This is a genomic window from Paenibacillus sp. 01T47, from assembly GCF_056398245.1.
Genome location: NZ_JBFTPA010000021.1, coordinates 117,460 through 140,018 on the forward strand (window position 1 = coordinate 117,460; position 22,559 = coordinate 140,018).

18 protein-coding genes, 1 tRNA gene and 1 riboswitch are annotated in these 22,559 nt (G+C 45.1%); of the genes, 5 read left to right on the forward strand and 14 right to left on the reverse strand.

Features of this window, described 5'->3' with window-relative positions; all coding sequences use genetic code 11:
* Positions 1-17 precede the first annotated feature (17 nt).
* Together AC1DOV_RS29285 and AC1DOV_RS29290 are read left to right on the forward strand one after the other, a co-directional pair.
* Positions 18-905 carry an ABC transporter ATP-binding protein gene (locus AC1DOV_RS29285; protein WP_477551717.1) on the forward strand — a complete coding sequence of 296 codons (888 nt, stop codon included), beginning with the start codon at positions 18-20 and terminating at the stop codon, positions 903-905.
* Positions 905-1,717, forward strand: a complete 813-nt coding sequence (locus AC1DOV_RS29290) for an ABC transporter permease subunit (protein WP_477551718.1) — start codon at positions 905-907, stop codon at positions 1,715-1,717. Before AC1DOV_RS29285 ends, AC1DOV_RS29290 begins: the two co-directional genes overlap by 1 nt.
* Positions 1,718-1,780: 63 nt before the next feature.
* Here the strand turns inward: AC1DOV_RS29290 and AC1DOV_RS29295 are convergent, their stop codons facing one another.
* Positions 1,781-2,737 (reverse strand): helix-turn-helix transcriptional regulator, encoded by a 957-nt coding sequence (locus AC1DOV_RS29295; protein WP_477512505.1) that lies wholly within the window; start codon positions 2,735-2,737, stop codon positions 1,781-1,783.
* Between the two features lie 128 nt (positions 2,738-2,865).
* Between AC1DOV_RS29295 and AC1DOV_RS29300 the strand changes: the two genes are divergently transcribed.
* Entirely contained in the window at positions 2,866-3,750 is an 885-nt protein-coding gene (locus tag AC1DOV_RS29300; protein WP_477551719.1) for an SDR family oxidoreductase, read from the forward strand.
* Positions 3,751-3,758: 8 nt separating this feature from the next.
* Here the strand turns inward: AC1DOV_RS29300 and AC1DOV_RS29305 are convergent, their stop codons facing one another.
* From AC1DOV_RS29305 to AC1DOV_RS29355, 11 genes are all read right to left on the reverse strand, one after another.
* Positions 3,759-4,628 (reverse strand): SDR family oxidoreductase, encoded by an 870-nt coding sequence (locus AC1DOV_RS29305; RefSeq protein WP_477551720.1) that lies wholly within the window; start codon positions 4,626-4,628, stop codon positions 3,759-3,761.
* Between the two features lie 7 nt (positions 4,629-4,635).
* Positions 4,636-5,445, reverse strand: a complete 810-nt coding sequence (gene speD / locus AC1DOV_RS29310; RefSeq protein ID WP_076271701.1) for an adenosylmethionine decarboxylase — start codon at positions 5,443-5,445, stop codon at positions 4,636-4,638.
* 134 nt (positions 5,446-5,579) lie between these two features.
* Entirely contained in the window at positions 5,580-8,492 is a 2,913-nt protein-coding gene (locus AC1DOV_RS29315; RefSeq protein ID WP_477551721.1) for an EAL domain-containing protein, read from the reverse strand.
* 84 nt (positions 8,493-8,576) lie between these two features.
* A riboswitch (cyclic di-GMP riboswitch) is annotated at positions 8,577-8,662 on the reverse strand.
* A 116-nt stretch (positions 8,663-8,778) separates the two neighbouring features.
* Positions 8,779-11,364, reverse strand: a complete 2,586-nt coding sequence (locus AC1DOV_RS29320; protein WP_477551722.1) for a metallophosphoesterase — start codon at positions 11,362-11,364, stop codon at positions 8,779-8,781.
* A gap of 5 nt (positions 11,365-11,369) precedes the next feature.
* Positions 11,370-12,635, reverse strand: coding sequence for a methyltransferase domain-containing protein (locus AC1DOV_RS29325; RefSeq protein WP_477551723.1), 1,266 nt, complete (start codon positions 12,633-12,635; stop codon positions 11,370-11,372).
* Positions 12,636-12,675: 40 nt separating this feature from the next.
* Positions 12,676-13,521 carry a nucleotidyltransferase domain-containing protein gene (locus AC1DOV_RS29330; protein ID WP_477551724.1) on the reverse strand — a complete coding sequence of 282 codons (846 nt, stop codon included), beginning with the start codon at positions 13,519-13,521 and terminating at the stop codon, positions 12,676-12,678.
* A gap of 203 nt (positions 13,522-13,724) precedes the next feature.
* Positions 13,725-15,143, reverse strand: coding sequence for an RtcB family protein (locus tag AC1DOV_RS29335; protein ID WP_477551725.1), 1,419 nt, complete (start codon positions 15,141-15,143; stop codon positions 13,725-13,727).
* Between the two features lie 333 nt (positions 15,144-15,476).
* Entirely contained in the window at positions 15,477-16,961 is a 1,485-nt protein-coding gene (locus AC1DOV_RS29340) for a nicotinate phosphoribosyltransferase (protein ID WP_477551726.1), read from the reverse strand.
* Position 16,962: 1 nt separating this feature from the next.
* On the reverse strand, positions 16,963-17,772 hold the full coding sequence (locus tag AC1DOV_RS29345) for a ribose-phosphate pyrophosphokinase (RefSeq protein ID WP_441877549.1): 810 nt from the start codon (positions 17,770-17,772) through the stop codon (positions 16,963-16,965).
* 23 nt (positions 17,773-17,795) lie between these two features.
* Complete coding sequence (locus tag AC1DOV_RS29350; protein WP_477551727.1) at positions 17,796-18,560, reverse strand: NUDIX domain-containing protein; 765 nt, start codon at positions 18,558-18,560, stop codon at positions 17,796-17,798.
* Between the two features lie 153 nt (positions 18,561-18,713).
* Complete coding sequence (locus AC1DOV_RS29355) at positions 18,714-19,709, reverse strand: Gfo/Idh/MocA family protein (protein ID WP_477551728.1); 996 nt, start codon at positions 19,707-19,709, stop codon at positions 18,714-18,716.
* Positions 19,710-19,905: 196 nt separating this feature from the next.
* Between AC1DOV_RS29355 and AC1DOV_RS29360 the strand changes: the two genes are divergently transcribed.
* Together AC1DOV_RS29360 and AC1DOV_RS29365 are read left to right on the forward strand one after the other, a co-directional pair.
* The gene (locus AC1DOV_RS29360; RefSeq protein WP_441911767.1) at positions 19,906-20,301 is read left to right on the forward strand and encodes a GntR family transcriptional regulator; all 396 of its coding nucleotides are present in this window, start codon (positions 19,906-19,908) and stop codon (positions 20,299-20,301) included.
* A gap of 10 nt (positions 20,302-20,311) precedes the next feature.
* Positions 20,312-21,694: a DUF5808 domain-containing protein gene (locus tag AC1DOV_RS29365; RefSeq protein ID WP_477551729.1), complete on the forward strand. Its 1,383-nt coding sequence runs from the start codon at positions 20,312-20,314 to the stop codon at positions 21,692-21,694.
* A gap of 38 nt (positions 21,695-21,732) precedes the next feature.
* Here AC1DOV_RS29365 and AC1DOV_RS29370 read toward each other — a convergent pair whose 3' ends face one another.
* On the reverse strand, positions 21,733-22,329 hold the full coding sequence (locus tag AC1DOV_RS29370) for a P-loop nucleotide/nucleoside kinase family protein (protein WP_477551730.1): 597 nt from the start codon (positions 22,327-22,329) through the stop codon (positions 21,733-21,735).
* A gap of 81 nt (positions 22,330-22,410) precedes the next feature.
* Positions 22,411-22,485: transfer RNA gene (locus AC1DOV_RS29375), tRNA-Gly, on the reverse strand.
* Between the last annotated feature and the right edge of the window lie 74 nt (positions 22,486-22,559).

The window sequence follows — 22,559 nt, forward strand, 5'->3', positions numbered from 1 at the left end:
GCGGGGTGCAGCGGTATATGTTAATCGTTGAGGGGCTGACTAAGCTTTTTCGGAATGGCCGCGGCATTACAGATGTGTCATTCACGGTAAACAAAGGTGAAGTGTTCGGTTTTTTGGGGCCAAATGGTGCAGGCAAATCGACGACTATTCGTCACATTATGGGTTTTATGAAGCCGGATCATGGACGCGTATCCATAAAGGGACTCGATACCTGGGCGAAACAAGGAACGGTGCAGAAGTTTGTTGGCTATTTGCCTGGGGAAATCGCTTTTATCGAAGGAATGACAGGAAAAGCTTTCCTTGAATTTCTCTCCTCTATGCAGAGAGTGGACAGCTCAGCCAAACGCCGGAGCCTAATCGAACGGCTGCAATTCGACGTCAACACGCCGATTCGGAAGATGTCCAAAGGCATGAAGCAAAAAGTCGGAATTGTCGCCGCATTCATGCATGATCCCGAATTAATCATTCTCGATGAGCCTACCTCCGGCCTCGATCCTCTCATGCAGCAGACGTTTATTGAGCTTGTTCTCGAAGAGAAAGCGAAAGGAACGACATTTCTGATGTCTTCCCATAGCTTTACCGAGATCGAGCGAACCTGCGACCGCGCCGCCATAATAAAGGACGGGAAAGTGATGACCGTCAAAAACATACATGAGCTTCAGTCCATGCAGCGCAAGCTGGTTGAGATTGTTTTTGAGCAGGCGGCAGATGCTCATCTGTTCGTGTTATCGGGCACAGTGCCTATCGAATCACACGATGGCAGACGGGTCACAGTCGCCGTGCAGGGCAATTATAACGAGCTGATTCGAGAGACGGCCAAATACCCTATTCGCAGCCTCGATATCACCGCACAAAATCTTGAGGACGTATTCATGCACTATTATGACCGGAAGGAGCTCGCCTGATGAACGCTCCCCTTTTCAAACAAATGATGAAGATCAATCTTAAAGGAATAAGCAACTACGCCTTCGGCTCGGCCTTCTACATTTTGCTCATGTTCTGGCTGTATCCCGGCATCGCGCAAAACACAGGAGCACTTAACGAGCTTATGTCGGCTCTGCCCGAAGGGCTTATGAATGCTTTCGGCGTCCAAGCCGGCTTCGGCAGCATGGAGGCCTTCATCTCGGGAGAGTATTACGGACTCATTTTGCCTCTTCTGCTCTCTATTTTCAGCATCATGCTGTCGACGGGCCTAATGGCAAGGCTGGTGGATCAAGGCTCCATGGCTTATCTGCTGTCCACACCGACGTCTCGACAGCGTATCGCCGCAACGCAAGCGAGTGTGCTCATCGCTGGGCTGCTGCTGATTATGATCGTTACGACAGCTGCAGGTTTTATTGGCTATGCCTTGTTTATCGGTGATCGATACGAATTTGACGGTTCCCGCTTCATTTTATTGAATGTGATTGCATGGATGTTATTTTTTGCAGTAGGGGGAATTTCCTTCTTCATCTCTGCCTTCTCTAGCGATGAGAAGAAAGCACTAGGCATCTCAGGGGTCATTACATTCGGCATGTTCGGACTCGATATGCTCGGCAAAATAAGCGCGAATATAGACTGGTTAAAGTATTTCTCCCTCTTTTCATTATATAGGCCAAGTGAAATTGCAAGCGGCAGCAGCGACCCGGTACTCGCTTTGGTCATACTCTTCTTGATCGGTCTTGCTGGCTTTATGGCGGGAATCCTCACTTTCAGCAAACGAGATTTGCCATTGTAATGCCTTAATAAGTATCGTGACACGCCAAAAAAGAGGAAGCCCATCGTCGGGCATCCTCTTTTTTTACAATTCGATATATAGACGGTTGATGGCCATTGCCTCAGCCATCACTTTTTGCCGCAGCTCTGCAGGCTCAACCGCTTCTATTCGTGAACCATAACTTAAAATAATTTCGCACGCCGATTCCAATCCTTGAAATTCAACTCGCGCCGATGACCAACTCGTTTTCAGCGAAGGGCTGCTTTCTACGATTTTCACATATCGTTCTTTGGATAGCCGAGAGAGCACCGTATCATGAAAAGTAATAACAGCTGGATATTGCGGCAGTCTCTGCTTAAATTCACCCATGGACTGTTCCCAGTACTGAGCCAGATCAAAGTCTGCTGGGCGTTCGAAACGCTCCTCCAGCATAAGGGCATCCAATAATCTTGAGATTCGGTAGGTCCGTTTCTCCCCGTTCACTTCGCCAATCAAATACCAAACGTTGCGCTTAGCAACGAGTCCAAGCGGAGAGACGATTCGCTCGGCGATACCGTCCTCGCGATGATAGCGAATCTTCAATAATCGTTCTTCCCAAACGGCTTCCTGCACAATCGACAAGAATGGCATTAACTCTTCCATCTGATGCCAGCCCGCTCCATCAATATGAATCTTTTGCTTCATAAGAGCTGCCCCTTTGCTCACTTCAGCAGGAGAGGCAGCCAGTATTTTTTGAACAGCTGCTTCATAATGACTCGCAATTCCTAGATCGCTCAGCAAAGAAGATGGACTGCCAACGATAACAGACACTAATTCATCCGCATGCATACCCGTTAAATTGGTTCGATACCCCTCGGATAAAACCCATCCTCCGTGCACTCCCCTCTCCGCATAAACCGGAATGCCCGCTTCACTGAGCGACTCCATATCACGAATGATTGTACGCTCGGATACCTCCAGCTTTTCCGCAAGTTCTTTTGACGTCAATTTCCCGCTGTTTTGCATCAATAATAGGATGGCAATTAACCGTCCCGCTCTCATATGCTAGGCCTCCTGTGCTGCTCTCATTCGTTTTTTTCATTGTAGCATGAATATATGACAGTAGTTGTCGTATATCGTTTGCTAAACTGACAAAGAGTAAACCATAGAAATCGGAATGGAGAGATACAATGAAACCATTAGAGGGAAAAATCGCAGTCGTTGCTGGAGCTACACGAGGAGCTGGACGCGGTATTGCAGTAAGTCTTGGAGAAGCAGGAGCCACCGTTTACTGCACAGGAAGAAGCATTCGCGGCCAAGCCTCCGATTTGAACAGAGCGGAAACGATTGAAGAAACAGCCGAATTGGTCACTGCACGAGGAGGCGTGGGCATCCCGGTTAGAGTGGACCATACAGTTGAAGCGGACGTTCAGGCTTTGTTCGAGCAAATCAACAAGGAGCAAAATGGACAACTGGATGTGCTGGTCAATAACATTTGGGGAGGAGAAAAATTAACGGAATGGGGAAAGCCGTTTTGGGAGCATTCGTTAAGTAAGGGCCTGTTAATGCAAGAGCGTGCCGTAAAAGCTCATCTCATTACGAGTCATTATGGGGCTCCATTGCTGGTGAAACGAAGAAAGGGACTAATCATTGAAGTAACGGACGGAATCGATTACCGTTATCGCGGAAGCTTGTTTTATAGCTTGGCCAAAATTTCGCCTATACATCTTGCAGCGGCAATGGCAGCTGACCTTAAGCCCTATGATGTAACGGCTGTTGCTGTAACTCCCGGCTTCCTTCGCTCTGAGGAAATGCTGGAGCATTTTGAAGTAACGGAAGAAACGTGGCTTGATGCTGTGCATGGCGGCAAACCAGATGCCGAGCATTTCAGCCAATCGGAAACGCCATTTTTTGTCGGACGCGGAATCGCAGCTCTTGCAGCAAGCAGCGATTTGCTGGAAAGATCCGGACAAGTATTCCCGAGCTGGCAGCTGTCTGATGAGTTCGGCATTACCGACGTCGATGGCAGACAGCCGCACTGGGGAAATTATGCAAAGCAGCATGGTTTCTTGTAATACTTACTTTACCCGTTTACAACTTCTCCGCCGTTAATATGCAGCATTTGGCCTGACATATAACTGGAATCATCACAAGCTAGGTAGACATAGGCAGCTGCTAACTCATGCGGCTGTCCTGGTCGTTTCATCGGTGTATCTGAGCCAAAAGTGGCTACGGACTGTTCATCGAATGTCGCTGGAATAAGCGGCGTCCAGATCGGTCCGGGAGCTACACCGTTAACACGAATGCCTTGCTCAGCCAAATTCACTGACAATGCGCGCGTAAAGGAAACGATCGCTCCTTTTGTAGCGGAGTAATCAATTAACGTCGGATTGCCTTTGTATGCCGTTATAGATGCCGTATTGATGATGGAGCTGGATGCCTTCAAATGCGGCAAAGCGACGATCGTCAAATAGAACATGCTGAACACATTCGTACGGAACGTAGCCACAAGCTGATCGGATGTAATATCCTCAAGCTTCTGCTGCACATGCTGCTCTGCCGCATTATTCACCAAAATATCCAGCTTGCCGTACTCCTTAATCGTCTGCTCGATGACACTTTTGCAAAAATCCTCTTCGCCGACGTCGCCAGCTATAAGCAAACATTTCACGCCAGCTTTCTCTACAACTTCCTTCGTCTTCTCTGCATCGTCATGCTCATTCAAATATACGATCGCTAAATCCGCGCCCTCTTTGGCAAAAGCAACGGCTACCGCGCGGCCAATGCCGCTATCTCCACCCGTAATAATAGCCGTCTTCCCTTTCAGCTTGCCTGCCGCTTTATATGAATCCAATTCAAAAATCGGCAGCGGCTTCATCTCGGATTCAATGCCCGGTTGACGGTTTTGGTGCTGCGGCGGGTTAATATTTTTTTGTGATGACGATTTAGACATGAGAAAATCAGCTCCTTATATTTTTTCCATAAAAGATTTCATCCATCTCGGTCTTTAATCTTCTCGTAATTTCCTCTTGCTCTATGGTTGACAACGAATCCTTCGTATAGCCGAACAAATAGTTGTTCAAATCAAATTGCTTCAGCTTGCATTTGGTATGAAACACATTTTCTTGATAAATATTAACGTCGATCATGTCATACAAAAGAGATTCCTTCTTCGGTATGTAGTTCTGAATCGAGTTAATATCATGATCAATAAAAAGTTTATAACCATTAATGTCGCGCGTGAAACCTCTCACACGATAATCCAGTGTCATAATATCGGTATCAAATGAATGGATCAGATAGTTCAGCGCTTTAAGCGGTGAGATCTCGCCGCAGGTCGATACATCAATATCTGCGCGGAACGTGCTTATCCCTTCGTTCGGATGATATTCCGGATACGTATGAACCGTTATATGGCTTTTATCCAAATGCATCACTACGGAATCAGGCAAGGGACCCGGCGATTCTTCAAACGACTCATTGGGTCCGCCAATTACCGGCCCTTCCGATACGAGCAAAGTAACGCTGGCACCCTGCGGCTCATAATCCTGCTTTGCAATATTAAGCACATGCGCTCCAATAATATCCGATACCGTTTCCAAAATATTCGTCAGCCTATCCGAATTATATTGTTCGTCTATATAGGCGATATATGCTTCACGCTCTTCTTTCGTTCTTGTATAACACACATCATACATATTGAAGCTGAGTGACTTCGTTAAATTATTAAAGCCATGCAGCTGAATTCTTTGTTCCGGTGTAAGTTTCAAGCGCACATCCTCCTTTTCAATAACTACTATTTCCTTTTACCCAAAGACCGATGCGGCAAAACTTTTATGTTGCACAAAAAAAGCATTTCACGCCCCGGTTTTACCGAATGTAAAATGCTTTTTCCATCTCATTTTTAATTATGTTTTTTCAATTCCTTAATCCGGAGTATCGGATCTCCCACATACACCTGTGTTTGAGGAAGCATGCCATCACGCTGCTTAATGGCTAGGAAATTAAGCGTATTGACGAGCTCATCCTGCTGCTTTTCTTTTAATTGAAATTGCACACCATATTCATAAATGTCTTTGCCCAGTTCATTGTACCAAACGATAAATCCGAATAGCACATACATTTGATCAAGAATTTTCGTCTTAAACATCAAGAGAATATCGCTGTTAACGGGCAGCTTCACACCGACTATAAACCGGAGCCCGCCTGGTCCGATGTTTCGAACAAACACCTCTGTACTCCCAAGCTTCACACTGCTACCTTTGAACATCGTAATGGTCATCTCTGCCAATAGACAATGCTTCAAATCGATTCGAAAGCTTTTTCTCCGATTAACGAGCACCTCTTTACTTGGCATAAATAAAGCAGGCTCTTTACAAGATCTTCGGCTCAAAAGTTGTACGATGCTGTCCGGCTCTACAGGACGACTGAAATAATAACCTTGGATTTCATCGCATCGCTGCTCGCGTAAATAGTTGAATTGCTCCTTCGTTTCAACGCCTTCAGCCACCACCTGCATGCCCAGCTCGCCAGCCAATTGAATAATGCATTCGATAATGCTTTTATTTCTCCGATCCGTCATCAACTCCTCGATAAATGACCGATCAATTTTGATCGTATCGAGTGCCAAGCGCTTCAATAAATAAAGAGAGGAATAGCCGGTTCCAAAATCATCAAGCGATACTTTGATTTTTCTTTTCTTCAGCTCCAGCAGCAATTCAGTCACCGCATTCTCATTGCTAATAAAAGAGCTTTCCGTTATTTCAATTTCCAATCGATCTTGGGAAATTCCTGTCTCCTCGATGATCTGATCGATGGTATGCAATATATTTTGCTGAAGAAGCTGCTGCACCGAAAAGTTAACCGACAGCGTAACCGAAGGCAGGCCTAAGCTCTGCCACCGTTTATGCTGCATACAGGCTTCGCGAAGCACCCATTCTCCTATCGATACAATAAGCCCCGTTTCCTCTGCGATCGGTATGAATTCAGACGGAGCAACCAATCCCCAATCCGGATGATTCCAGCGCAGCAGCGCCTCAACGCCAACAATTTCCATCGTTTGCGAATGTACGCGAGGCATATAATGAAGGAACAGCTCTCCTCTTTCCTGCGCTTTACGCAAATCATTGCTGAGTGAAAACAATTTGAATGATTGCACATTTAAAGAAGCGGAATAGCACTGTGATTGGTTGCTGCCTCTGGACTTCGCATGATAAAGAGCCGCATTCGCGTTTTTCATCAACTGCTCCACCGAGCTCCCATCGCCAGGCGATTGACTGATTCCAATACTTGCAGTTACATTCAGCTCATATCCTTCTATCAAAAATTGCTCATTGATAAGCTTAATAATAGTAGCTGCCATATCCTTGATTTCGTTTTGCTGCTTTACATCAGCTATAATAATTGCAAATTCGTCTCCGCCAAGTCGGAATACGGTTTGGCCATCACGTAAATTGCTCATCAATCGAAAGGCGATTTGTTTCAGCAGCTCATCCCCAATCGGATGCCCAAGCGTATCATTTACATATTTGAAACGATCCACGTCAATCAGCATGATCGCCAGCCTCTGCTTAAAATACTCGCTTACCCTTAGCTGCTTATCTAGCTGGTCTTCAAACATTCTGCGATTTGGCATCTCCGTTAAATAATCGTGGTAAGCCAAATATTGATTTAATTCCTCAGCCTTGCTTCGATCCGTAATATCAAGGACTACGCCAACGATCGCTTGCTCACCCATATTTGACACTTGATTATAGTGCACTTCGCAATGAATATTCGTCCCATCTTGTTTAATGGCTCTGTGGCAGAAATTAGATAAAGACTGCCCCTCCTGTAACTTCGTTAGCTGATTAACGACGGCTTCACGGTCTGAGGGATGAATCGTCTGTATAATATCCATACCGATCAAGGAGTCATAACCGAACATTTTATTGAGCTGATCATTTGAATAAACGAAGTTGTTTTTCTGCGCGACAAAAATACCGACAATGGATTGCTCGACAATACTGCGGTATTTTAATTCGGTCTCAGTCAACGACTGCTCAATCATTTTTTGCTGCGTAATATCCTTGGCAATGCCGTAGACACCGATAAGCTTTTTATTAATAATGATTGGAATATTGGTCACATTAAATTCGACCGTTTGCCCTGTTCTCGTAATGCCTGTCGTATCATAGTTTTGAGGATTCAGCGTCTTGACCGTTTGCTCAAAATATTGAATCGTTTTATCCAGCGCTGCGGCATCTACAAATTTATGAAAACTATCATTAATAATTTCCTCTTTCGTATATCCAAAAAGTTGCTCAAGCACTGAATTGCATGACAAAAAACGCCCTTGTGCGTCTAAAGAAAAGACAGCATCAGGATTGTTTTCAAATATCGATTTATAAAGCTGCTCTTCTAGTGTGAGGCGATGCTGTATTTTTTTATTTTCCGTAACATCCTGAATCATGCCTATCGTCAACAATATCTCGTTTTCGGCATTCCGTATGAACGTAATGTTTTCCACCACATGTCTAACTTCACCGCCCTGACGAACGATTCTGTACTCGGAAACGCTTTCCTTTTTTGATTCAATTGCAAGGTGGAACTGCTCATTAACGCGCTCACGATCTTCGGGATGCACGAACTCAAAAAATTGTTCAATCGTCATCGAGAAATCAGATTTCATACCATATATTTCGAACATTTGATTCGACCAGGATGCTTCTCTGCGAATATGGTCAAACTCCCAGTATCCTAAATTAGCTAACTTTTGAACAATATTAAAACTACCAACATTAACATTGCCATTAAAACGTTTAATCATTTGTTTCATTGCTAAATATCCCCTCTTATTCATAACGTAGGCGGTAACCTGAAGTTTTTAAGGAGAGGATATAGGTATGTTATCACTCATCCTTTTGGCAACCCAGCCACCTTTGGAAATTTCCTTTAGGCCTGTTGGCTTTGCGTCATTGTCTTTCGACAACTTTGCTTTTTACTAGGACTTTTTACATATACCAGTATTCCATATTATTCCGATATATACCATAACCAATTTCATAATAGGTCGAATGATGTAGAAAAACCTCCCATTTTGGGAGGTTTGGTATATTGATGATTTACAATCTAGGATCGATTTCCTTCTCTTTGGCAACCTCAAACAAAAGATTCGCAACAGCCGCTTGATATCCATCGTTTTCCGGGGCAATTTCAGCAAAAGGAATCGCAAGCATATGCTGTCCTAGCCGGTACTCGTTAAATGATGTACGAAGCTTTTGCGTAATATTTTTTTGCTTGATGAGCTTATTGTACTTGTGCGGAAATCTATAATCATAACCGTAAATAATAGACATGTATTCCTTATTGCGCACTTTCATATAGGGAACCGTGTACGGCTGAGGCATCTCCGGCTTAATCACGACACCTTCCATATGATTGTCTACCGTAAGCGTGTAGAAATATTTTTCTGCAAGCTCATAGCTCTCCTCATCAGACAGAACAAGCGTGATGAATGGATCGTCAGAGAGGAAACGATACATCTCCGAGGTTTTCCACGCTGGCAGCTGCTCGCTTCCGTCTACGTATACGATCTTAAGCAGCGAAAATGGCTTGTATTCAAGCTCCCCAGCCTCGGCATACAGCTCCAGCTGCCTCTTATACGTTTCATATGCTTTGATATGCTCATCAATTGGCCTGTTTTTCTCAAGAATAGAATGAACATGTTTAAAGTTTTGGTAGACGGCTAGGCCATATTTCTCATTAATAGCCCCTTTGCTAAGGTGAAACTGATCCTTTTCAAAACCACTTTCCTTGAAATCATGCGCAAGCTTTCCGAACGCTTCCTCGAATCCATTCGCCTTCAGGAAAGCAAGCTCTGTCTCAAGCCCCTTCTCAATTGGCTTAAACTGCTTTTCGATGAGACCTTCTCCCAGCGCCTCCCATGGCAAAAGCTCGCCATCCAGCAGAAGCATCGATATATCGTTTTCCTTCATGTAGCTTCCGAATCTTTGCAGCAGTCGCTCATAAACAGCGGTTAGGTCAACCTTATTTATTTTGTACCCATTGCGGCTCACTGCAAAACATTGCTCGATATCTGCATGCAAATAAACATTGCAGCGTGATCCCATATATTTGGGCTGCAGCACGACCTCTTTAACACCGCGCTCCATAAAATAGTTCAGCCCTTTCCTCAGCGATTCCAGCTCACCCGCCGCTTCATCCTTATCTGCAGGAGACATGGTTCCTGAAATAAAGTTAATTTTATTGCGCGAGCAATACTGCAATCTGCGGGCTTCATCATCATCCAGCTCCTGCAGCGATACTTTGCGTTCCTCTTTGAAGAGAGCAGGAAGCTCGCCTTCCATGCCGGCTATTGCCGATTTCTGTGATTTGAAAGTCGGCTTCACCGACAGAGAAACCGAGGTTAGCAGATTGCCGTGAACTGCGCCTGAATCCAAATGGATTTTATTTCTGATCCGAAATGCTTGTTTAGCAGCCACATGTCCAAAAACATGATACGGCTGGTTTCCTGCTGCATCCCGCTTCAGAAACGCAAGCTGTGCTTCAATCGGCGCCGATCGGTCGAGTCTAAAATTGCGCTGATGACGGATCGAATTCACATCCAGCTTGCCAATATATTTGTTCTCGCATGGCGCGTGAGTCACATAATAGGATGGTCCTGATTTTCCTACCATTCTGTAGAAAGGCTTCGACAGCGATACGAGATGATTAAACTTCTGAAGCAGCTCAGCATCGCCTCTCAGCACCTCAGTCGAATCGAAGTAGGCATGCAGCAGCTCCTCTTCCACACCTTTGATTTCACCACGCATATATTTATGGACGAAGTTTTCATGATTGCCAAGCACAAACAAAAACTTATCCTGATTCGTATATAGGAAATCAATGATTTCCTTAGTGCGGCTTCCCTTATCGATCCAATCTCCAACGAGCAATACTTTTGTACCGCTGACCTTTCCTGTCTCAACCAATACATTGCCCTCTAGTTGAAACCCATGGCTAACGAGCAAAGCCTTCAGCTCATCCACACATTCGTGAACGTCACCGACGATAATCGTCTTCTGGTCCAGCGGTAAAAAAACGTCCAAATACTCAGCAGCATCCTCGATTATAATCTTATAATCCGGATTCGCAACCTTATCCATAGGGGAATAAAAATCTTTAGCCCGCACCTTATGAACTTTGCTATATTTCTCCCTCGAGAGCGAACCAAGCACGTCCTTGCGCAAACGATTAATGTGGCTCGTTATCAGTTTCTTCGAACGCTCCGATGAATAATAATCATCCCGCTTCTTGTAATCAAACAGCACGACTTCAAGGTTGTAGTTATTTTCCTTTGCAACCTCCCTCACTCTCGCCCGGAAATCCTCCGACAAACCTGTTGTATCCACGACAACAAATTCCGCATTGATGGGGAAAGTAGTGACCAGCCGCAGCTTCTCGAACAAAAGGCGGAAAGCCTGATCGCTCGCTTCAAGCATGATTTGATCATATTTATCATAATCAGAGCCTAGAAGCTCTTGTCTAATGCTATCGGATGAAATATATTGCACGTTCGCATTCATGCCCTTGCTGTCATCCCTAAATCGCAGCTGCGGCATCAGCACTTCATTTGCAAAGGCTGTTTTCCCGCATTCCGTCGTGCCAATCAGCATAAAAATCGTATGGACTCTCGTTCTCATTTCCATTGACGCTACTCTCTCCTCTTCCGCAAAATCGCACCCTGCGTCGTTTGTATACCGTTCACTCCATCGCCGATTGCGACATATTGGCTTTCCACGGATTGATCTTTAATCGTTTCGAGCAGCCACTCTTGAAATTCCGCTCGCCCAAGCTCCCATTTATGGTCATCATGCCGGAAGTCTTCCAGCTCATAATAAGCATTAAACTCTGCATTAGGTGTTGTCAGCACAAAATAATCAAAATCAACATGTTCGCATATTTGCCGTATCAGAACAGCTGCCTCATTTAGACTCATATGCTCAATAACCTCGGTCAAAATGACATCCACCTGCTCGCCGTTATAAGCCTCTAGAAAATGTTCAATGGAAGGAAAGGTAGCGATGTTGTCCAGTTCCTTTGCTTTCGCCTTCCGCTCTACCACCTCTAGCAGCGGCTCATGGATATCAACCGCGTAGTAGCTGTCTTCAATTTTGGATGCAAATGGAATCGCATAGAAGCCTTCTCCGCAGCCAACATCGAGAATGGCCTTATTGAACGGAAGCACGCTTCCGATATAGCTTCTCCGCTGCTGAGCCGTCCCGCCGAAGGCCAATTGAACCGCATAACGATCTGTTTTCTCCAGCTCTTCTTTATATTTCTTGAACCGATCTCTTGAAGCTAGAAAATTGCGGGCAAACAAGCTTCGTATATAAAAGGGTGCGTCGATAATTTGGATACTCTTCACATATTTAATCAACACATCATCAGAAATATCGATGTATTCGTCGCTGAACATCGAAAGGAAGAGACAAAGCACACTAACGACATGCATAAGCTCATATAACGATTTATGCGTCTTAATGGTAAGCGAATAGCTCTTATGCGCCAGATGTACTGCTTCAAATGTATAGTCGGTAAGATGCTTCTCAAAAAAATGAATATAACGCAAGAGCTCAATATGAATCATATTGATATGGAAGGTATGCTCGTATTGCTCCGTGTCACTCGAATGCTGCGCTTTAAGCGGCGCTGCAAAAAATTCATTAATCGCTCCCAGTACAAAGAGCGGCGTATTATATCGCGATACATTGAGGTACTCAAATTGGTCCTGCCTATGCTGCTTGTATGAAACCTCATTGTCGGCATCCTTGAAGTAAACGTTGAAGGTTCCTTCATCGGTATACCAGCCGTAGGCCATTCCTTTGCGAACGGCGCGCAGCAGCATGCCTGACCCCGGATTTTTTCTGATGACGAACGAAAAGCTTGGGTTCGTCGATTTCACTTGCACGATAGCCATCCTTAACTTCCCCTTACCTGTCAATTAAAAGCAACACTATTTAATCCCAAACCTCTTGTAATGCTCTGCGGAACAAGTCATCAAGCTGATTGTCCTGCGCAGTTCCTCCTTGACCCATTTCGAGTGCGATTTGTTCAAAATGAACCATTCGCTCCTCCAAATAGGAGTTAATAACTTGCAGCCTAGGCTCATAATCGAGCTCGTCGCCCGCTTTTTTCCTGCGCAGCAATTGTTCAACCGTAGCCCTCAGCTCGCTCTGCTCAGGAATAAGCGCCTCTACTAAACGATCAAATTCGATTGGAGGCATCGAGTTGTACTTCGCAATCCAGCCGCAAGCAAGAATCGGCCTTAACACATAAAAATACTTTTTTATTTTCACTTGCTCGCCTTGCAGATACTCTCGGTAGTTCCCTTTAGCCATATGGAGATAATGGTACATGCACGACTTCGGCGAGAAAGATAACGGAGAGACACTTCGGATTTGTTTGGCTACTGAGTATTTCGTAAAGTATGGAATCGGTGATTGCAGCCATTCGAGCAGAGGCGGATTCGACTTGCGAAACAGATTAAGCGCTTTGCGCAAATCCCAGCCGTTAATATCGAGAAGATCACTTATAGGCCGTTCGATTACATCTCTTTTGTCAAATATCGATAAATACCATTCCACCGGCCTGACGTAAATAAATCGCACGTCGTAATCGCTGTCCTTAGAAGGGAAACCCCAAGCCCTGCTTCCTGATTCGCACGCGTAAACGATGCGAACCTGTTCCTCCCGCTCGATTTTACCCAGTTCCAGCAAAATATTTTCATGTATGTTGGTCATTCTAGACACTCCTTTACTCAGCTTCTTCTTGCAAAAAAAAAGACCATGGACAAGATCGTCCATAGTCTAGGAAAAAGAATAGTCAGCAATGCAGCTAACACGAGGTCAGTACACGCTTCCCTTCAAATACCAAACAACGGGTCCGAGGAGTGGAGCTATTCTCTTTGCTTAAATTAAAAGAATTGGATTGTTCATCATTTACGTTAACTAACTGTACTTCTAGATATTGGTTAAACATTCTCCTCGTCCCCCTTCTTTTCCTTTATTTACGTTCCTTTGACAGCAGCTAACGGTTTGCATTTTGCTACGACCTGCGCAAGCCCGGCTCCGACTACACTCTCAATGATTTGATCTACATCCTTGTATGCCTGCGGTGATTCATCGACCAGCGACTCCATAGAGCGCTGGTTTACGACGATTTCATCATCCGTGCCTACACGCATTGCAATAGCGACCTCTTCTACCGATACGAGCTGCTTCGTTGCGTTCCGTGACCTGATTCGACCTGCGCCATGACAGATGGAATAATGATTCGCTTTTCCTTCAGCACTTCCGACCATAATGTAAGAGGCAGTACCCATCGATCCTGGTATGAGCGCCGGATGCCCCGTGCTCCGATAAGGCTCAGGGTTATCCGGATGTCCTGCCGGCAGCGCTCTTGTTGCACCCTTGCGATGAATGAAATAGGATTGCTCATCCTGTTCTTCCTCCCATGCGTAGTTATGCATGAGATCATACAATGTGCGCAGCTCGAATTTAGAGCCGAACACATCCTTGCCCGCCTCCCGGACAGCGTATGCAATCAGGTGGCGATTCACGACCGCATAATTCAAGGCCGAGTACATGAGGTTGACATACGTTTGGCCGAGCGGATGGGATAATGGCGCATATAGCAGCTTAGGATCTGCGGTGCCTATGCCTTCCTGACGCATCATTTTGGCAATGTCCGTGCTGCAATATTGACTAACCGCACCGCCCCAAGCCCGCGAGCCGGAATGAATCATAATGACCACTTGGCCGTCGAACAGCCCCCATGCTTCGGCAATTTCTCTGTTTTCCTCGGCAATTTCAATCGCTTGAATTTCTACAAAATGATTGCCGCCGCCAAGTGTGCCGAGCTGGCGATGCGCGCGATGCCAGACAACTTCAGGAAACTTATCCAGCACCTCTTCGTCAAAATCAAAGCGGCTGCTCTCCACATGGGTTAAGGAGGTAGCTTTGCGCGGCGTGTAGGCATCTGGAATATATTTTTTCGGCAAGCCATGCAAGCCCTTCTTCACGATATTCTCAAGTCTAATATCTGAGAAGTAACCTCTTGCATGCTCCTCGACTGGCATATATTTCTCAATAGCCTTAACCAGCTTGCGCCGCAGCTTTACTTCCTTCAAATCATCCTTATGCAGATTTGTTAGCTGTACGCGCATTCCGCATCCGATATCGCTGCCTACGATGGAAGGAGATACGTAGCCATCACTCGTATTCCATACCGCTGTTGTACCGATACAGGTTCCCACACCAACATGCACATCAGGCGTATAGCTCATATATACTTGATTCGGTATTTGTAAGTTGTTGTTCGCCATTTCAAACACTTTATAATCCAAGGACGCGAATAGCTCTGGTCCTGCATAAACATGCACCTGCCCCGAAGGCAGCTTTACTTGCTGATAATACGTTTCTTTCATATCCGATAATCTCCTCAAAATTCAAATGAACACAAAAAAGCCATGGACCCCAAAATGTCCATGGCTTAATCTTGCGCCTTTATTTCCCAATCGTTGCAGCTTGCAGCATACAAGATTTTAGAAAATAGTCACAGGCCCCGTAGAGGCCGATGAAATGGACTTGCTATATTTAGTTGCATGATTACGTTCTAAATTTAGTCCGAACATTGTCATCGACCTCCTTTCATTTGATTTACATCATAATAATCTGATCACCCAACTTCTGTCAACACATTTATAATAAACCAAAAGTAAGATGCTCGAAGGAGCATCTTATTTTCACGGATAAATAACTTATAAATGAGCCAATAAGTTCACGCGTACTTCAGCCAGCGTCAAATCGCGAACTAGCTTCCCATCCTCAAACACTACTTCCAGCTGATCCTCTGCTTTACGAGCTTCATATTCCTCTGCGCTAAGATTGTCAGTATAGGCAAATTTCCCGTCCTGCTCCGTAACGAGGACAAGACCTGTCTGCGACTTCTTCACGCCATTATCTGTTTTGGGATCCTTATAGATTTTGCGCTCCTCGCCATTCACAATCGTAAACGTCGATTTTAATGCGAAGCCAAATGTATCCCGCGTATTGTATTGGTAAGTGAACGAACCGATCCCATACACCATATTCGTCGATGCAAAACCTTTTGCTGCCAGCTTCTCGCAAATTTCCTTGCAACGCGAAATCGTAATCGCATCCCCATAGATCGCCCCGATGTGGCTATCTAGCTGCTTATAGCCCTTCTCCGTAACCGTGCCGCCAAAAATATCCCAGAGTATTTCAATAACGCCTTTACGTTCGAATTCACTCTCTCCATCCGGGTCGCCGCAAATGATTTTGACCGGATCTCCGCTGTCGGGACGAATGACCACCTTGCCGTCCCTGCTCATAATGTCATCCTTCAAGCCGCGAATGACCACGTCCAGCACACTCCATAAATCCCAAGTATCCGATACGATCGAGACGAAGCCATTTGGGTATACCTCTTTGATCAAATAGCGGTACGATGCCATCTCGTCACGTCCGTGCGCGCACATAACGCTATGCTCGGTTGCCGGAATCGATGTACCAACCAATTCTTTTTCTATATTCGCATTATAATAGTTTTCCAAATACAATATCGCTGGTATTGTATCTGTTCCCGTGAACGATAGGAGATGGCCTGCGCTGCTGCCGAGCGCCGATTCAAGCGCACCCATGCCACGCATCGAGAAATCATGGCCTTGGAACGGTACGCCTGCTGTATCGCCGCTCGTCTGCAGCGCATAGGCTTCTAAAATTTTGCGATATTCAAAAGCTAGCGTAGCGCTCGTAGCCGGCATCCATAGCTGGCACGACATCAACGTCTCCAAATAGTTCGTCAGCCAGAAAAATTCAGGCTTCGTGTTCTCAATAGTCAGCATTGGTACTCTTATCGGTACTAATGCACCTTCTTTAATCGCCTTAATCTTGATCGGCAAATATCCAAGATCGTGCAGCTCCTCAATATGCGATGCATCGGGATTCGCTTCTCCAAGCGCATATTGAATGAGCCTCTTGTACTCATGCGCTACCTCTGCCTTTGTTCTTGCAAAGAAGTGCTCATTAAAATAATCGATGAGATATTGTTTGATAAACGACTGGAAGCCAAAAGCGACAACCTCGTTAATATCATCTAGTCGGCTTGTGCGAGCGGTCCACGTCGAATATACGAGCTCCGTTCCTTTTGGGTACTGATTTTTATGGCTCACCTTGTAAAAGTCACATAGCAGCGTAGCTGGATAAACGAATGTTTGCGTCATCTTATAGGCCCCCCATTGCGAATACGTGAATTTTGTCATGCTCTGCTTGATGAAGTATGGTATCGGTCGTATACACCTTATCAATAACATCAGTTTCTAATATTTTCCCTTTATAGATCGAATGCTCGCAGTGTCCTACCAGTAAATAAATATGCGTGGCTCCAAGTGCCTTCAGCTTCTCTGCGCTAAGCATAAACGTGCCGCCATACGAACAAAGATCATCAACAATGATGGCCTTAAAGCCCTCACGCGGGGTATGTCCAACGACATCCAAACTCTTGATTTGGCCGGTCTGAAAATCTCTTGCTTTGTAGCCTACCAGCTGCTGGTAGCCTTGAACCTTGCTGTAACGTTTCTGCGCCCCTGCATCTGGGAAAAAAAGATAGTCCTTCTCCGAATCAAAACCTACTTCGTTCGTGACTTGCTCAAGCAGCTGAATCGTAGGATATTTGCCGATACTGCGGTCGATCAGCGCCAGCGATACATCGGAATGCGGCTCGATAATCGTTACCGATTCAAAGTTCATGTTATTGATAAAGGCAGCTGTATATTTTAACGTAAAAGCAGAAGTACCTTCGACTCGATCCATTCGGCTGTACGGCAAATAATAAATGGTCAACGTACATTTAACGCGCCGATCATCGAGATAGCTCTTGATGAACATCAGCTTAACCAGATCGCCATCATTCTCATATTTCCATACGATCGTGTTGAATTCCGCCATATGCATTAGAATTTCATCGCCGTTTATGAGTGTCTCCCCATTCGGAAACTGTTTTAACCCAAGCTCTACTCCATTAAACTTCAGCATGACATCACTCTCCTCGTAAGCGTTCAGCTATAAATAGACAATCTTGGCTCTTCCTTTGTAAAAAGGTACAATTGCGCTGCTCGCTGCGAATATTGATTGGATTGCTTCGGATTTCCATTCGTATCCGTCGCCTCCTCAATAATCGTGCTGCGGCTTTTCGTTGACGTCAATTTGCGAATGAAATTTTTCTCCTCAAAGTCAGGAACAACCGTTTTTATTACCTGATACAGCTCACTAAGCGTAAACTCCTCTGGCAGAAACTCCTTCGCTATCTTCGTAGTCAGCATTTTCTTGCGAATCTCTTGCAGCGCATCGGTCAAGATTTGCTTATGGTCAAACGCCAAATCCATTTGAAGCGCTTCTTCGACTGTAAACAATTGCACATCCGATGCATCCACAGCCGCAGCCCTTTGTTCAAGTGTACATTCGTTTACGAGCGCTAGAAAAGCATGCGAGATAATCCAGCCCCTTGGATCACGGCCAGGCGTGCTATACACGTTAAAATATTCAATATGCACGTCCTCAACCGCTGTCTCTTCTTGCAGCTCGCGTATAGCACAGTCATATACCGTCTCATTTTCCATCGTAAAGCCGCCTGGCAGCGCCCACTGCCCTTCGAAGGGCCATATATTCCGCTTGATCAGCAGCACCTGCAGCTCCCTCATAGGCAGCGCCTTCTTTGGCGTTTGCCTTTCAGTCGTTACGATCGTAAAGATGACGATATCTGCTGGTGCGCCATCAGGTGATCGGTAATGATCTGCTGCGTAATTGGATTCATTTTCGACCATTGCTGCTGCACTCCGATCCATATCATTTATTCGATTTGATATTATCATAATGACATTATTAAATTCCTTTGTCAACGGCTGCTGTGAAAAATAGGCAATTAGTCACGAATAAGTATATAAAAAAAGAAGCGGCTGCACGCCGCTCCTGTTATATTATTTCGTTTCTATAGCATCGGCAGGGTAGACGAGTCCAATCTGCTTTCTTGCCTCATCCATAATCTCCAGCGTCACGAGTGAATTTGCAAACGTGTTAATGGATGACTCCGTACGGCCAGCTTTAATCAGCTCGATAAATTCCTTCGCTTCATAGTACATCGACTTGCTATTTGAAGGCTGCGAAATATCTTCGCTTGTTCCGTTGCGGTATTGGATTTCAACCTTCCCTATTTCACTGATCTTATCGATTACGATACTGCCGTTCTCCCCTTGAATCTCCGATGGCAGCGATGAATGTGTAATTTTGGAATACATGATGACCGCATCCATGCTCTCATACTGAAGAACGATGCTTCCTTCCCCATCCACGCCAGAATCCAGCATGACACCAGTTGCTTTAATCACATCCGGCTTGCCAAATAAGGCTACAAGCGGGTAGACGCAATAAATGCCAAGATCCATAAGCGCCCCGTTTGAGAATACAGGATTAAAAGCATTAAGCACCGTACCCGCCTTATAGGCATCGTACCTAGACGAATACTGGCAATAGCTCGCAAAATAACGCCGTATCGTTCCAAGCTTGTCGATGTTATCTTGAACAGCCTTAAACCCTGGCAGCATCGTCGACTTTAACGCTTCCATGAGCAGCACGCCGTTTTCCTTCGCAGCCGCAATCATCTGGCGCAGCTCATTCGCATTCGAAGCGATCGGCTTCTCGCAGAGCACATGAATGCCATGCTTCATACAAGCAATCGCATGAGCGGCATGAAATGAGTTTGGACTAGCAATGTATACCGCATCAATTTGTCCACTTGCCGCCATCTCTTCGATATCCGTAAATGTAGCAGCAATACTATGTTTCTCCGCAAATGTACTCGCTGTTTCTATCGAACGCGAATAGACAGCAGCTAGTTTAAAATCTTCAACCTCGCGCGCCGCAGAAATAAATGACTCCGTAATCCAGTTTGTACCGATAACGCCGAATCTGATCATAATCGTCTCTCCTTGAAAAATAGATTTATTGGCTAATCGCTTATTATATTTTTATGAAATGAGGAAAATCTTCTTCTGTTTATTATAGCCATGCCAAGGACTGCCTGTCCAAATGATTCAGCTGCATTTTGACATTTTGTATAATCTGTATTAACATCTCTAATACAAATGATACTTTATTGCTAGGGGTGATCCGATGATTATGACGCTTGACTACAACAGTGATATACCGATCTACGTCCAGCTCCGCAACCAAATTGTCATCGGAATTGGCGTAGGCGGACTCAATTATGGGGAGAAATTGCCAACGGTAAGACAGCTCGCTGATGATTTAGGGGTAAATGCCATGACCGTGAACAAAGCCTATGCCCTTCTCAAAAACGAGGGATACATATCTATTGATCGCCGTCATGGGGCCAAGGTACGCACCGAATGGAGCAAGCAAGCTGATTTTAGCCAAAAGCTGGAGCATGAATTAAAGCTTGTTATTTCTGAGGCTAGTCTTAAAGGTATCGAGCAAGAACAATTTATGCACATTTGCTCGAACATCTTTAAAGCCGCAATGAGCAAAAATCATCCCCTGCCAGAATAGGAGACCTTTCATGAACAATATTATTTTAATCGTTCCAGCAGCTATTGCCTACATCACTATTCTTGTTATGTTTTTGAAGCAAGCCGTACCAAGCAATCACATATTGTTTGGCGTTACGTTTCCTGCACATGCCTTCGAGGATGCAGAAATGAAGCAGCTTCAAGAAAAATATAAAAAATCATATTTTGTGTATGCTGGCATTACATTAATAACCTTAGTGCCTTTTTTCCTGCTCGATAAATACTTTTCACTGGCCTTTACTTACATGCTGCTTTGGTTTGCAATTTTTTTGTATACATCCAAACTTCCTTTCAACAAAATCCATCATAAAGCCGCTGCGCTCAAACGGGATAAACAATGGTTTGTCGGAGAAAAACGAGTGATCCGTATCGATGCCAAAGTAACGCAGCTCAAAAAATCGATGCTTGTTTCTCCCTATTGGTTCCTAATTCCCGCTCTTTTATCTGTCGTCCCAATTATCGTTTCCTTGTTTAACAGCGACGTTCTCTTAAAAATGACCGGGATTGCCTCACTCGCGATGACAGGGATCTTATTCGTCATTTACACTGCCTTTGGCAAAATGAAGACGAAGGTATACAGCAAAAACCACGACATCAACGCCGCTATTAACCGCGCAGCACGTCGTTATTGGTCCATGCTTTGGCCTAGCCTTGCTGTTTTTGAGAGCATTAATGCTTTTGTTGCCTATATGATTTTAACACAGGGGAGCTCGCTGAGCTTTACGCAGTGGATGATTGGTATTGTCATGGTATCCCTCTTGCCGCTGTGCAGCATCTTTTTTGTACATAACAAGATACAGGCGGTTGAAGAAAGCCTTGCCGAAACAGACGGCCAAAGTATTGTAGCCGATGACGACCACTACTGGATTAATGGCTCTACTTACTACAACCCGGATGATCAAACGATCATGGTTCCTAAGCGTGTTGGAATTGGAACAACGGTCAATATGGCAACTCGGGCCGGAAAATGGATTCAATACGGCAGCATCGTGCTGGTCCTTGTGATCGTCATTCCTTTGACTGCTTTTATTGTGCAATCTGACAATACAGCTCCTACTCTAACTATTAAAGAGGACGGCATCGTGTCCATCGATTATCCTTTATACGATTACAGCTTTAATTTAAGTGACGTTAAGGGAATTACGCTTGAAGAAACGCTCCCAAGCGGATTTAGAACAAATGGCACAGCGACAGCGGAATATGCCCGTGGCAACTTTTCCTTAGAGAAGCTGGGTGCTGCCAAGCTATATGTATTTAAAAACTCACCGCCGTACATTACCATGCAGCTTGACGGTTTAACCGTTATTTTCAATGAGAAAGACGCCGCCAGAACGAAGGAGCTTTTCGAACAACTAACGGCTAGCAAGCTTTAATGCTAATACGGTACTCAACTGCTGTTATGTTCGTGCTTTTAGAACGCGTCTCCACCATACACGAATTGATCCAGAGATGCTAAAGACTGCTCGTTTAGAGGCGTGAAGTTGTCAAAATAAAGCACTGAGGATGCTGGAATGTTCCATTTCAGCTCTCTCCTCACTAAAGACGGACTAAACTCGCTCCAGTTGTCCAGCTTATACTGATCGAGTATAGATCCCCTTTGCACAATTCGTTCATAATGCACCTTGTCGTCACGGAGATAAACGAATACGACCTTTACCTCAACGTCTGATAAAGAGGCCCCGATTGCGAAGAGCTCCTGCTCAATCCAGTCCGGGGTCTCTGTTTCTTTCGTGAAGGGCCCAATTACAAATATATCGCCGTCATTAGCAATATTCTCAAGTGCAGCATCCATCGTAATGCGATAACCTAAATCGCGGCACAGTTTCTTATAGAGACTTGAATCCCGGTCATTCGGATCAAGTCCTGCCTGCGTCATAAGCGCAACAGCTGCCGGTCTAAGCACTGTATCCATATCAATAATGGCCACACTGCGCCTCTTCGCCAGCGCTTTCGCTAATGTCGTCTTGCCTGCTCCTGCACCGCCTACAAAAAATACTAATTTGCGCATGGCGAACCCCTCATCATTATTAATGTCTTATTCATAACAAAAAAACACCCTGCATTGCAAGGTGTTTTGGATGTGTAAAATTGGAGCGGAAGACGGGAATCGAACCCGCGACCCTCGCCTTGGCAAGGCGATGCTCTACCGCTGAGCCACTTCCGCATATAAATGGCTGGGGATTCAGGGATCGAACCTGAGAATGACGGAGTCAAAGTCCGTTGCCTTACCGCTTGGCT